A 13,857-nucleotide genomic window follows, 5' to 3' on the forward strand; every position below is an offset into this window, starting at 1 on the left:
GCGTTCTTCAAAAAACAATAGATAATAATGTTTTTAAAAATCTATGTATTGTTATTTTTTTCGATAAAGTACATCTATCATGCCACAATATGAAGTTCTGTAAAATTTTTAGGTACAATTAATTCATTTTTATCAATATCAAAATTTACACTTTCAGATGCTACTACTACATTATCAATTTCGATAGTATTGATTTTAAAAGGAAGCCCTATTAATTCAATTCTCATGGTTTCATACTCACTAATATAACTTCCGCTTTTATGTTGCTGTATAATGATTTCATTATCTTTTCCTGTAAAAGAGAAACTTCTAAGACTAAAACGTCCTTTTGCATAATCATAACCGTCTTGAGCATCTTCATATACTTTTGATACTTCTTTGTCTCCTAATTTATAATAAGCTTCTAGTTTCAATTCGTCTATTTTCTTTTCTCCGACATATTGTTGTATTGGATACTTAGGAATAATTGCTCCTTCTTTAATAAATAATGGAATAGTATCTAGATCAGCATCTACCCATTTTTCTTTTCCACCTACTACATAGGTACGAGTCCAGTAATTATACCAATTTCCTCTTGGAATATACATTCTTCTACCATTAGCGTTTGGTTCTTGTATTGGGCATACGAGAATTTGGTTTCCAAAAACAAATTCATCAGTTCTGTAATGTGTTTGTAAATCTCCTTGGTCATAGAGCACTAAGGATTTTAACATTGGAATTCCTGCCTCGGCGTATTCCCAAAACATAGTGTATAAATATGGTAATAATTGATAACGTAGTTCTACATACTTTCTGGTAACATCTATAACTTCTTCTCCAAATGTCCAAGGTTCTTGATTACCGTGATCACCAGAAGAGTGTGTACGACAGAATGGATGAAATACGCCTAGTTGTATCCATCGTGCATAGAGCTCTCCTGTAGGGTGTTCTGCAAAACCTCCGATATCACTACCTGTAAAGGACATACCACTCATACTCATCCGCTGTGCTTGTATATTAGCAATCCATAGGTGTTCCCATGTTGCTACATTATCTCCTGTCCAAGATGATGTATATCGCTGTGCTCCAGAATATGCAGATCGTGTAATAATAAAAGGGCGTTTAGGATATGCAAATCGTTTTACCCCTTCGTAAGTAGCTCTAGCCATCTGGGTACCATATATATTATGAGCTTTTCTATGACTACAATGGTTTCCATCATAGTTGTGACGTACATCATTAGGGAAAGTTTTGCCAGGGACTTCCATTACAGCTGGCTCATTCATATCATTCCATACTCCTTTCACTCCTATTTCATCGATAATTTCTTTAAACAATCCAGCCCACCATTCTCTAACTTCAGGATTTGTAAAGTCTGGGAAATAACACTCTCCAGGCCATACTTTACCTCGCATATATGGACCATCTGCTCTTTTACAGAAATAATCATTTTGTATCGCTTCTTGGTATACAGAATAGTCATCATCAATTTTAATCCCTGGATCAATAATCACTACAGTTTTAAAACCATCTTCTGCTAGTTCTGTTACCATACGTTTAGGGTCTGGAAAATACTCTTTATTCCATGTAAAACATCTAAACCCTTCCATATAATCAATATCTAGATAAATCGCATCACAAGGGATTCTAAGTTCTCTAAATTTATTGGTTATCTCTTTTACTTTATTCTCTGGGTAATAACTCCATTTACATTGGTGGTATCCTAATGCCCATAATGGAGGTAATTCTGGCTTACCAGTAAGATCTGTATATCGTGTTACAACATCTTGCATATTAGGACCATAAAAGAAATAATAATTCATCTCTCCTCCCTGAGCCCAAAAACTTGTTACATTACGGCGCTCATGACAAAAATCAAAAAAGGTTTTGAATGTATTGTCAAAAAATATTCCATAGGCTCTTTCTTCATACATTCCGATATAAAAAGGAACACTCTTATACAAGGGATCTTGATCTTTTCCAAAAGCATATTGATCAGTAGCCCAGTTTTGTATACGTTTTCCTTTTAGGTTAAGATGCATGGGTTTATCACCTAATCCATAATAGCACTCTCCCTGAGGTGCTGATTTACTCATTTTTACAATATTTCCTCCATATTCATAGCTTTGTTCCCAATGAAAACCCCAATCGTCTTTACAGACTATATTACCTTCTTTATCATTAATAGTAACATGAATATTAGCTTTAGAAATAGTTATACTTATTTTTGAAGTAGTTACAATATATTTATTTTCATCTTCTTCTACTTCTAGAATACTATATCCTCTAGCACCTGTTTCGCTTATTGCATAAGAAAAGTCTTTTTCAAAATTATTATCTGTAGCGTATCTAAAACGAATAACGCTACCTCTTAAAATAGTAACTTGTAGAATTACTCCATTTTCTGTTGTGAAATTTAATTTATCTACATTTTGTGAAAAGGAAATAATCTTACCAGGAAATAAATTCCCTTTTTGTTCTAATTCTGTATTAATAATCATATGATTTTCTTTTTCGTTGAGTTTAGACTTGTATACACTATATTTAATTCGGTGTTTTTTCTAAAAAAAACTATAAAATAATTTAAGATATTAAATGTATTAATAATAGTATATTTTGGGTTGTTTTTTTGTTTATTACTACTGTTACTAAATGGTTAATTTATTACTTAGTCTTTAATTTTAAAAATGACTGATGCTAATGGCGGAATACTAATTTCTGCGGAGTACTCTCTAGAATGCCAATGTTCATCTATTATATTGATTTCTTTTGGATTAGAAATACCACCTCCATTATACTTTTTAGCATCACTATTAAATAGTTGTATCAGTTTTCCGTTATTTGGTAAACCGATACGATAATTTGTTCTAGGAATTGGAGTAAAATTGCATACAATGATTAGAGAGTTTTGTTTTCCTTTTCTTAGATATGCTATAACAGAATTCTCATGATCATCATAGCTTATCCACTCAAATCCTGATTGCTCAAATTGTTCTTGATATAATGCCGGATAGTTTCTATACAGGATATTTAAATCTTTTATAAGTTCTTTAATGCCTATATGGTAGTCATATTGTAGAATATACCAATCTAAGCTTTCTTGAAAATTCCATTCTTCGCGTTGTCCTATTTCTGCTCCCATGAATAGTAATTTTGTTCCAGGGTGTGTAAACATATAACTGTACAATACTCTAAGGTTTGCAAACTGCTGCCACTCATCTCCTGGCATTCTTCCAAAAATACTAGATTTACCATGTACTACTTCATCGTGTGAAAAAGGGAGCATAAAATTTTCTGTAAACGCATAGGTCATACTAAAAGTAAGATCATTTTGATGATGTTTTCTGTAAACAGGCTCTTTTCTAAAATATAGAAGTGTATCATGCATCCACCCCATCATCCATTTCATACCAAAGCCTAATCCTCCTAGATAAGAAGGTTTTGAAACCATGGGAAAAGAAGTAGATTCTTCTGCTATCGTTTGCACATCTGGGAAACTACGATATACCTCTTCATTTAGTTCTTTCATAAATGTTATAGCTTCGAGATTTTCTCTTCCTCCATATATATTAGGTTCCCATTCTCCTTCTTCTCTAGAGTAATCTAAGAATAGCATTGATGCTACTGCATCTACCCGTAATCCATCGATATGGTATTGATCTAACCAAAAGATTGCGTTACTTATTAAAAAGCTTTTTACTTCGTTTCTTCCATAATTAAAAATCAAACTTTTCCAATCTGGGTGATAACCTTTTTGTTTATCTGGATGTTCATACAAGCATGTTCCATCAAAAAAACCAAGCCCGTGAGCATCTTCTGGAAAATGAGATGGAACCCAATCTAGGATAATTCCTATATCATTTTGATGGAGTTTATCTACCAATAATTTAAATTCTTCTGGATATCCAAAACGAGATGTTGGAGCAAAATATCCTGTAATTTGATATCCCCATGATGGATCATATGGATGTTCCATTACTGGCATTAGCTCTACATGAGTAAATTGCATTTCTTTTACATAGGACACTAATTCATCTGCTAATTCTGTATAAGATAATGCTCGATTTTCTTCTGCTTTCTTTTTCCATGAGCCTAAATGAACTTCATATACAGAGTATGGAGCATTGAGAGCATTATGTTTTTTGCGTTTTTTCATCCATTTGATGTCTTCCCATTGGTATTCATCATCCCATACTACGGAGGCTGTTTTAGGAGGATGCTCACACCGTCTAGCATAAGGGTCTGCTTTTTCTGTTATGACATCATTATGATTAGAATGAATTTTATATTTATAGAGATTTCCTTTTTTTACATTAGGAATAAAGCCTTCCCATATCCCTGATGAATCCCATCGTACATTTAATTGATGTTCTCCTTCTGTCCAATAATTAAAATCACCGATTACAGAAACAGATTTGGCTGATGGAGCCCATACTGCAAAATAGGTTCCTTTTACTCCGTTAACAGTAATTATATGAGATCCAAATTTTTTATATAAATGATAGTGTTTACCAATTTTAAAAAGATTGATATCAAATTCAGAAAAGAAACTATAAGGAATTATAGTACCCATAGTTTTTATTATAATTTAAATCCATTAGGAATTATAGTACCTTTTTTTATAACGATGACACCTTCTCGTATTACATAAGAGTCTTCTTCTGCATCTTCTAAATGTGTCCCTCCATTGATCACTACGTCATTACCTATTCGTACATCTTTATCAATTATAGTGTTAGTAATCACACATCTATCCCCCACACCAATAGGCGGAATTCCATTAGCCAAATCAGTATTTATTTCATCTATATCTTGGTATGAATTACTACCAATCATATATGTGTTTTTTATCATTGTTTGATTTCCTATTCTTGATCGAATACCGATTACAGAACGTTCTATTTCTTTAGCATTAATGATACACCCTTCTGCAATCATAGATTTATGTAGTCTGGTTCCCGAAATTTTTGATGGCGGAAGAATACGTGGTCTGGTAATAACAGAACTACTTTTATTAAATAGATCAAATTGCGGAATATCATCGGTTAATTGGATATTAGCTTCAAAAAAAGAAGGCACATTTCCTATATCAGTCCAATATCCTTCATATTGATATGCCAGTACTTTATGTTTTGAAATAGATTGAGGGATAATTTCTTTCCCAAAATCTACGGTATCCGGATTAGATAAGAGATCGATTAAGAGTTGTTTGTTAAATACATAAATCCCCATTGAAGCAAGATAATTCTTACCGTCTTTTTTCATTTCTTCACTTACCTCAGACTCCCATCCTTTAAGGTTTTCTTGACTTGGTTTTTCTATAAAGGAAGAGATAAAGCTTTCTTCATCGGTTTTTAAAATCCCAAACTGTGTTGCTTCTTTAGATTTAACTGGTATGGTTGCTATAGATATTTCGGCTCCTTTTTCTACATGTGCATCTAGCATAGCATTAAAATCCATTTGATACAATTGATCTCCTGATAAGATTAATGCATACTCAAACTCATGGTTTAACAATTGATACATGGACTGTCTAACAGCATCTGCTGTGCCTTGATACCATGTTTTATTATCCGGAGTTTGCTCTGCAGCCATAATATCTACAAAGGCATCACTAAATGTGCTAAAAACATATGTGTTTTTTATATGACGGTTTAGAGAAGCTGAATTAAATTGGGTAAGAACAAACATTCTTTTGATATCACAATGGATACAATTAGATATTGGGATATCCACTAATCTGTATTTTCCGGCTATAGATACGGCAGGCTTAGATCGTTGATCTGTAAGAGGTGATAATCGTGTTCCTTGGCCTCCACCCAATATAATGGCAAGAACTTTTTTATTGATCATGTTTTTGTATTAATGATTCATATATGGTTAAGTATTTAGAAACAGATCGATCCCATGAATGATCTATTTTCATATTATTTTTTTGTAATTCTTTATATTTTTCTTGATTAGTATACAATTTGATTCCTCTTTGTATTGAATGACACACATCCCATACAGAGGTATTATTATGACATATCCCAAAACCATTATCTCCAATATCGATAACAGTATCTTTAAGCCCTCCTGTTCTTCTTACTATAGGGATAGTACCATATCGTAGAGCGTACATCTGATTAAGCCCACATGGTTCTACACGAGATGGCATTATTAAATAATCTGTCCCTGCATATATGATATGGGATAATTTCTCATCATATCCTATAAATACATTATACATCCCAGAAAATTTCTCTTGTAATGACTTTAACCGTTCTTCAGTTTCGGGATTACCTGATCCTAAAATCAGAATATTAATATCTGTAGTATCATTAAAAGATTGTTCTATTATATCTGGTAATATATCAGCTCCTTTTTCTCCTACTAACCGTCCTATAAAACTAAAAAGTGGCTTATTACTGTCTAAATTAAAGTGCTTACAAATCCATTTTTTATTTTCTAATTTCCCTAATGCGACATTACTTAGTCCATAATTCTTGATTACCATTGGATCTGTTTCAGGATCCCAAGTTTTTGTATCAATTCCATTAAGGATTCCTATACATTTATTATTTTCATGTTGTAAGAGTCGTTCTAATCCATTTGCTTTTTTTTGTAACTCTACCATATAATTAGGTGATACAGTAGTCACTCTCCAAGCACATTTAATACCTGATGCCAAAGGATTGATACAATTATCCCAATCTAATAATCCTATTTTTTCTTTATCAAAATCAGGTAGATAATGTAGTTTATCATAAGATAATTGCCCTTGGTACTGTGCATTATGAATTGTAAGTACTGTAGGAATGTTTCTTAATCTAGAGTACGGCGTAGTATAAGTCATTAAAAAAGGGATTAATCCTGTATGATGATCATGACAATGAATGATATCAGGGGCTTTATCTAAAGTAGTTATCCAATCTAAAACTGCTAATTGAAACCCTATACATCGCTCTGTATCATCCTCATAATTATATACATTAGGTCTGTCTAATAAACCATTACTATAAACTAGATATGCAGTAAATCCTAAATCAGGGGATTTTAACTCTTGTATGGTATACGGGTATGAAATTTCCCCTAATTGTATTGTGCTTTTATAAATAGTAATCTGTTTAGAATTCTTAACAAATTGGTTATCATAAAAAGGCATTATGATACTTGTATTAAGATTTAAATTGTTTTGATATTTTGGCAAAGCCCCAACTACATCTGCTAATCCCCCTACTTTTGCTACGGGATAACATTCAAAACTTGTGTGAAGAATATTCATGAATAAATAAAACCGTTTTTATAGATTTAAAATCATTTAAATCTATAAAAAACCCAATAGATATAAGCTGTTATTATTTAAAAAAAACAACGTATTAACATTTATTTAATAAAAAAACAACGTTAATTTTTTATTATCGATAATACAGTGTAAAGTTTAAAATAAAAAGCAAAAAATAAATGTCATTTATACATGTTTCTTATAATCTTCAATACTTATACATACCTAAATTATTTACTTAATCTTAAAAAAAAGAGAGTATAGAAAATGATCTATAGGTGAGGTGTCATTCTTCAAACTGATTAAAGGTATTAAAATGATACATTTTAATTGATTCTCGGTTTATTATGGTAAAAATTTCAGTTGCTTTTTTAGAATTCATGATATCAGTGGCTGCATCTTTTGCTGATTGCATGTCAGTCCAATACACAATATCTATATATTTTCCTTCTCCATTACTAGCAGTAATTCTTTCTATAAATCCATAATATAATTTTATAATATCATTAAGAGAGGATAATGCTTTTTCTGCTGCTGCTTTAGAATATCCTGAATGGATATCAAATAATACAATTTCTACAACTTTAGATTTTATAGATATTGATGAAGGATTTTGGTTAGTACGTATTGTGTTATTAAATAATAAGTTTATCATAATGATTAGTGTTACTTTGTTAATATAATTTATTAAATCATATCAAAATTATAATCACATTATGACAACCTTATGTCAGTAGTTGTTTCGTTATAAGAAAATTTAACTAGTAATAGTTACATGATTCAGTACGTTTTTTATAATATTCTTCTAAACTGAAATGCTGTGAAGAAAAAACTTCATGTGTTTCTATAAGGCTTAGAATTCGATCTGTTCTAAACTCTCGATAATCATTCCTCAATCTACAATGTGCAATCATTATCCACGTATTGTTTGTAAAATAGACTCCAAGAGGTTCTATCAATCGTTTACTATATTCCTGAGATGCTGTGCTGTATTCTATTTCTAAGACTCTATAATCAGTAATAGCTTGTTGTATTATTGATAAGGAGTTACTTGATTTAACATGTTCTCTATTATATGTAAAAACACGTTGTTCTAAAATTTTAAGTTTCTCTTTTTGTGTAGATTTAAGTACTGCAATTACCTTATCTATAGCTTCTTGATATTCATTGATTAGTGATTGATCATTATTGGTATTAATGATCTTAGAAGCAGTTAGTAATGCATTAGCTTCTTTTTCTGTAAACATAATTGGTGGTAGAGAATATCCATCTACTAGATAATACCCAGTTCCTGCTTCTGCTCCTATGGGTACTCCTGCGTCAGTAAGTGCTTGCATATCACGATATATGGTTCGTAGGCTAACTTCGAACTTATTTGCTAGCTCAGCTGCTAGAACAATTTTCTTGGATTGTAATTTTACTAATATTGCAGTTAATCGGTGTAATCGTTTCATTATTCTATTTCGTGTTCATTTGATGTATTAAGGTCATCAATTTTACTTAAATCTGTAGTATTATTAATAAAATATTCTGTCTCTTCACTAGCTGTCTCTGTTTCTGATATAGATTGCTTAAAAGGACTTTTTCTTTTATCTCTGATCATGCCTGCTGTCATTACTAAGCTAGTACCTATAATAACGAAAAGTAGTATCCCTGGTTCAAAACCTTCTATAATCGCTTCTGTAGGAATAGCATAAAACAATAAAACAGTTATTAATCCTCTTGGAGCTATAAATAATTGTGGCGTAATATCTTTTCTCATAAAAATACGTAGTAAACCATATCGTATACCATAAATAGAAATTAATATCAAAAGGCTAATTAGTGTAACTTGTAGATTCAATAAAGAAGATAATACAATGGTAATTCCAAAAACAACAAAAAACAAAGTGCGTATTACAAAAGCGGTTTCTGCAGTAATCACATGTAGATCATGATAAATCAATTTTGCTTTTTCAATATTTAGATACTCTCTGAGTTTTCCTCTAAAGAATAGCTTCATATTAGCGATAACTAATCCAAAAATTAAAATTATAATTAAAGATGATAAATGCATTTTTTTACCTAGTGCATATAATAACAATAGTACTGCGATAAGTAAAAACAACTTTACTTGACTTTTTATTTTCTGAAAGATTAGAATAATAGCATAACTAGCTATTAATGAGATGATAATAGTGATTATTAGATTTAAGAAAAAACCTCCTACTCCAGCATCTTCTGCGGGATTTAATCTACCTGCCAGAAAATAGAATAACATAATACCTAATATATCAGAAAATGTGCTCTCATAGATATGAAATTCTTTTTTTGTAACTGATAAAGAAGATACACTGGGTATTATTATAGCACTAGACAGTATTGATAATGGAGTAGCATATAGCCATGCTGATTGCATTGTCATACAATCTACTAATGATTGTAATATAATGGCTGCGATAAATGTGGAAGTTACTAATCCGATTAATGCAATTGTTAATGCCTTAAGAATAGGCATTAATTTATCTCTTTTTAACTCTAGCTCTAGAGCTGCTTCTAAGACGATCATGATTAAACCTACAATACCCAGTACTTCTAACATTGGAAAAAAGACGGTAGAATCTCCTCCAAAAGCTTTTAGAGCGTACTGTAATATAATTCCTAAGATAATTAATAGTAATACCGCAGGAACATTAGTCTTTTTAGCAATACCATTAAAAATAAACGATAAAATGATAATCAGTGAAATTTCTATAATAACGTTATAAGAAGAAAAAATTTCCATGGATAGGTTTTCAATTGATTAGGCTATATTAATTATTCTTCTTTTTTTAAGAACTATCTAAATATGGGTTGTTTTTTAAACGATTGAAAAGATACTAAATTATTGGTTAAATAATTTTCTTATTACATAATTGATTATACTGTTAGATATCCAGCAGTTTTGACCTAGATATGAATCAAGACTAAATTATAAGAATCAGACACCAAAGGAAAGAAAATATCAAAAACAACCAAAAAATTACTTTTATACGAAACTAGAAAATACAGCAATAGATAGTACACATAGAATATAACCCTCGATTATCTGAGAGTATTTTATTAATGTATACTACCTCCACGGGTTTTCTGAGGCGTTATTCTGAGCATAGAATATCTTCCCGGAAAACCCGTGGCGTTTTTCTTTCTTGTAGAATCATTCTAAATAAGAGTGCTAATTCTATACTATTTATTCATTAAGTGAACTGGTTACGCTATAATTTTAAAAATATTTATTTTATAAAATAAAAAATCCCAACAAACAATTGTCTGCTGAGATTCAATTTAATAAAATTTGTATTATTATAATCGATTAAGACCAAGTACACTTATGTTCCAAAGAAGCACATAATTTACTTGGACAATCAATTGTTTTTGGAGCTGTTGGTGGTTTAAGCTTATTATCATCCCAAGTTATTATTCCTCCTTTAATGCTATTCTGGTCCAATTTAGAAATAACCATTTTGTTCAGTTTTAAAGTTTTTAAGTTCTTTTTTTTCATGATTTATATTTTTAAATTAATAATACATAAATCTACAACTAATTGATCTGCTTACTAGAGGTAATTCTTGTTGATTAGAATTCAGAATAATTAAATTAGAATCTAAATAAAATGAATGAGGATTTAATTATCATAATAAATAAATTCATGTTATAATAACCTATTTTTTAAACATGATAACCTGTCGATAACCAATATATGGTAAGAGAATTACCTTAATTACTTCTAAAACAACATAGGTTACATGTTCTATATTCGACGGAGATATTCCTCCATTAATTACAATAGTCGCATAGCTATCCAAAACAGGAAGTAGATAAAAAGATTGCACTCCTATAATCATTAGAAGTAATACTACTCCGATGAATATTTTATGATCTAATTTTCTAAAATAATTGAGTTGTACTAATAAATAGATACTAAAAATAATCTCTACTGTATTAAGGGCATTAAATACTATTCTCCCTATTTCTACTCCAATAGCAGTTGTTACAGAAGGTGCCTGAAATTTTAATGGAGCTTCCATAAAGCTTATCGCTACTAAAAAACCTAACCAAACAAAAATTAAAATAAAACTATAGCTATATATATTTTTCATATAAAAATTAGACTCGATTAAAACTGTTTATTCTTCTATTCATTGTAATAGATTATCAGCTCTGTTTTAAAGAAACAAGAATCAAAACGAGCCAATTTAGATTCTTGTTTCTTATAGTAGAAATCACCTTTTTAAAACCTTGTATTCTTACAGTTATTAACTTTTTTTAGAAAAACATTTTAAGGTTTCTGTAATCGTAAACCAGCAAAAATATCCTATCCCGATAGAGAAAATAATATCTCCTATAATACGTAACCATTTTATCGTCTGAAATGTTGGAGAATATAACAACTCTGTACTTCTTGCGTACCAATACCCATGTTTGATTGAGGCTAATGCTTGTATAATTCCTTGTGGTAATAAACTAAATACTACCATCGCTAATAGTCCTATATTTAATGACCAAAATGAAATTTTTAATACTTTGGTATTCCATACACTTTTTGATATCATTCTCAGAGAGAATAGTATTAGTCCCATTCCTAACATACCATAAACACCAAACAATGCTGTATGTGCATGCACTGCGGTAGTATTTAGTCCCTGGATATAATACAATGCTATTGGAGGGTTGATTAAAAATCCAAATACTCCAGCTCCTAGCATATTCCAGAATGATACTGCAAGAAAAAAGTAAATCGGCCATTTAAATTCTTGCACCCATTCTTTTATCTTTAATAGATTCCAATTCTCCCAGATTTCATAACCAATTAGTGTTAGAGGTACTACCTCTAATGCACTAAATGTAGCTCCTAATGCTATTGCATGTACAGGGGTTCCTGAAAAATATAAATGATGTAATGTTCCTATAATTCCGCCAGAAAGAAAGATAATCGCAGATAAGACAGTAACTCTACCCGCAGTCTTTTCTTTAATCAGTTTCATTTTGGTAAATAAAAAGGCAATAACTACAGTCGCAAAAACTTCAAAAAATCCTTCGACCCATAGATGCACTAACCACCATCTCCAATAGTTTATTACGGATAATGATGAATTCTCTCCATACATTAATCCTGAGAAGAAAAATGATCCTATCGCAATAACAGATATTAAAAACAAAATTAGAAGATTTCTAGTACCATCTCTTCGTTTGATACCAATAAGAATATGTCTTCCTACTAAGAATACCCAAAGTACTAAGCCTACTCCTAATAGAATCTGCCAGAATCTACCCAAATCCATATATTCATATCCTTGATGTCCAAAGAAGAAATTAGTGGTTAACTCTAGATATTGTTTTACCCCTAGCCACTCTCCTATCATAGATCCTAATACGACTATCAGTATTGCTACAAATAGAAAATTGATTCCAAATTTTTGAAATTTAAGTTCTTTATTACTAATTAATGGAGCTATAAATAATCCTGTAGATAACCATGCTGCTGCAATCCAGAATATAGCCAATTGTGTATGCCATGTTCTACTTATGCTATAAGGAAGGTATTGAGATAATTCGAATCCAAAAAATGCTTGTCCCTCTACACTGTAATGAACGGTTATGATTCCCAAAATTACTTGTAATGCGATTAGAAGACTAATCACTAAAAAGTATTTTAAAGTTGCTTTTTGAGAAGGATATAGTTTAATATCTTGTAAAGGATTATGTTCTGGTACTTCACTATGATCTTCTTCTTTATGACTACTCCTAATGTGATACCACACCATAATCGATATACATAACAATAGTAAAACAATAGAAAACCCAGACCATATCTGAGAATCAACAGTTACTGTATTATTTATAAGAGGCTCATGTGGCCAGTTAGAAGTATAGGTAATTTCACTTCCAATCCTATTGGTTGATGCAGCCCAAGATGCCCAGAATAAAAACGCATTAAGATCATCCAACTTAGATATATCTGTGAGCATATTTCTAGGAATTGCATATTCTTCATGCCCTTCTGAAAAAATAGTTGCATAATATTCGGAATTAGAAAGAATAGCTTCTTTTCTATCTGCTGTAATAAAAACATTTTTTGTAATACTATCATAGGTATTTGTTTTAATCGTAGTAATCAAACGCCCTTTTAATAGTCCTTTATATTCCTCAGAAAGTTTTTCATAATCCTTTTCATAAGGCAAAGACCACTTGTTTAATAAAAAGACTGCTTCTTTATGAATCCAGTCTGCAGACCAATCTGGAGCTACATAACTCCCATGCCCCCATATAGAACCTACTTCCATACCACCAATAGATTCCCATACATTTTGTCCTCTTTGTATTTGTTCTCTTGTAAATAATACCTCATTTGTACCCATAACCATTACTTTTTCTGGTATTGGAGGCTTATCTTGGTATATTTTAACCCCTACCCATAGTAATGTTATAAAAGAGAGTACAATAATCGTAATAAATCCTATCCATATTTTTCTCATTGTTTTCTGCTTTAAGTTTATGCAAATTTTTAAGGTAAAATTACTAACACTATCAACCTATATTTTATGATTTAGATCATGTTATATAAATAGAAACTTGATATTTTTAAAACGAGA

The 13,857-nt window shown here is 30.8% G+C and carries 10 protein-coding genes; all 10 read right to left on the reverse strand.

What is annotated here, in order from left to right; genetic code table 11:
* Positions 1-77 precede the first annotated feature (77 nt).
* The 10 genes from N456_RS14035 to N456_RS14080 all read right to left on the reverse strand — a co-directional run bounded on the left by N456_RS14035 (position 78) and on the right by N456_RS14080 (position 13,740).
* Entirely contained in the window at positions 78-2,480 is a 2,403-nt protein-coding gene (locus tag N456_RS14035) for a glycoside hydrolase family 31 protein (protein ID WP_062058400.1), read from the reverse strand.
* A gap of 167 nt (positions 2,481-2,647) precedes the next feature.
* Positions 2,648-4,552 (reverse strand): 1,4-alpha-glucan branching protein GlgB, encoded by a 1,905-nt coding sequence (gene glgB, locus N456_RS14040; RefSeq protein WP_062058403.1) that lies wholly within the window; start codon positions 4,550-4,552, stop codon positions 2,648-2,650.
* Between the two features lie 8 nt (positions 4,553-4,560).
* Complete coding sequence (locus N456_RS14045) at positions 4,561-5,832, reverse strand: glucose-1-phosphate adenylyltransferase (RefSeq protein ID WP_062058405.1); 1,272 nt, start codon at positions 5,830-5,832, stop codon at positions 4,561-4,563.
* A complete protein-coding gene (locus N456_RS14050; protein WP_062058408.1) occupies positions 5,822-7,246 on the reverse strand; it encodes a glycogen synthase in 1,425 nt (474 codons plus the stop codon). Before N456_RS14050 ends, N456_RS14045 begins: the two co-directional genes overlap by 11 nt.
* Before the next feature lie 286 nt (positions 7,247-7,532).
* Positions 7,533-7,901 carry a hypothetical protein gene (locus N456_RS14055; protein WP_062058411.1) on the reverse strand — a complete coding sequence of 123 codons (369 nt, stop codon included), beginning with the start codon at positions 7,899-7,901 and terminating at the stop codon, positions 7,533-7,535.
* A gap of 106 nt (positions 7,902-8,007) precedes the next feature.
* Positions 8,008-8,700, reverse strand: a complete 693-nt coding sequence (locus tag N456_RS14060) for a helix-turn-helix transcriptional regulator (protein ID WP_062058414.1) — start codon at positions 8,698-8,700, stop codon at positions 8,008-8,010.
* Positions 8,700-10,010, reverse strand: a complete 1,311-nt coding sequence (locus N456_RS14065) for a cation:proton antiporter domain-containing protein (protein WP_062058417.1) — start codon at positions 10,008-10,010, stop codon at positions 8,700-8,702. Before N456_RS14065 ends, N456_RS14060 begins: the two co-directional genes overlap by 1 nt.
* A gap of 567 nt (positions 10,011-10,577) precedes the next feature.
* A complete protein-coding gene (locus tag N456_RS14070) occupies positions 10,578-10,766 on the reverse strand; it encodes a hypothetical protein (protein ID WP_062058420.1) in 189 nt (62 codons plus the stop codon).
* Positions 10,767-10,926: 160 nt separating this feature from the next.
* Positions 10,927-11,364, reverse strand: coding sequence for a hypothetical protein (locus tag N456_RS14075; RefSeq protein ID WP_062058423.1), 438 nt, complete (start codon positions 11,362-11,364; stop codon positions 10,927-10,929).
* A 156-nt stretch (positions 11,365-11,520) separates the two neighbouring features.
* Positions 11,521-13,740 (reverse strand): nitric-oxide reductase large subunit, encoded by a 2,220-nt coding sequence (locus N456_RS14080; protein ID WP_082422537.1) that lies wholly within the window; start codon positions 13,738-13,740, stop codon positions 11,521-11,523.
* Positions 13,741-13,857 lie beyond the last annotated feature (117 nt).

Source organism: Aquimarina longa SW024 (assembly GCF_001401755.1).
Lineage (GTDB): Bacteria > Bacteroidota > Bacteroidia > Flavobacteriales > Flavobacteriaceae > Aquimarina > Aquimarina longa.